At 72.3% G+C, this 833-nt stretch carries 1 protein-coding gene; it reads right to left on the bottom strand.

Annotated features, from left to right (window positions below; genetic code table 11):
• Positions 1–833 (bottom strand): acyltransferase domain-containing protein (locus tag PUR61_RS10215; protein WP_329878001.1); only part of this gene is annotated, 833 nt, incomplete at both ends.

Raw genomic sequence — 833 nt, 5'->3', positions numbered from 1 at the left:
CCGCCCGCACACCCCAGCGGGTGAGCAGCGCGTGCAACGCCACCTCGACGGCGAACAACGCCGGCTGCGCATACCCCGTCCGGTGGATCAGCTCCTCGTCCGCCAGCACCTCCGCCAACGGCCGGTCCAGATGGGCATCCAGGTGCAACGCCACCTGGTCGAAGGCGTCCGCGAACACCGGGAACGCCTCGTACAAGCCCCGGCCCATCGACGCTCGCTGCGCACCCTGCCCCGTGAACAGGAACGCCACCCGACCAGAACCCGCAACACCCGTCAGACCACCCGACCCGGAAGCTACCGCGCCCAGCCCGGTCGTCAACCCCTCGGTGTCACCGGCGAGCACCACCGCCCGATGGGCCAGCGCGGCACGGCGGGCTGCCGCTGCGGCGAGCGTGTGGAGATCCCGATCGGCCACAAGTCGCACCTGCTGTGCCTGGGCACGGAGCGCCGCCTCGTCCGTACCGGACAACAGCACCGGCACCAAGGGGAGTTGCACTGCCGCGACGGCGGCGGACTCGACGGCCGGGGGCTCCTCCACGATCACGTGCGCGTTGGTGCCGCTGACGCCGAACGCCGACACGCCCGCCCGACGAGGCCGGTCCCCGGCGCTCCAGGGCCGCGACTCCGTCAGCAACTCGACGGCGCCCGCCGACCAGTTGACCTCGGTCGACGGCTCGTCCGCGTGCAGGGTGGCGGGCAGGGTCTCGTGCCGCATCGCCAGGACCATCTTGATGATGCCGGCGACACCGGCCGCCGCCTGCGTGTGGCCGATGTTGGACTTCACCGACCCGAGCCAGAGCGGGTCACCGCCGTCCCGGTCCTGACCGTAGGTG

This window comes from Streptomyces sp. BE20, assembly GCF_036322525.1.
Taxonomy (GTDB): Bacteria; Actinomycetota; Actinomycetes; order Streptomycetales; family Streptomycetaceae; genus Kitasatospora.
Note: the sequence above shows the minus strand (reverse complement) of the source record. Positions and strands in the feature narration are given on the sequence as shown.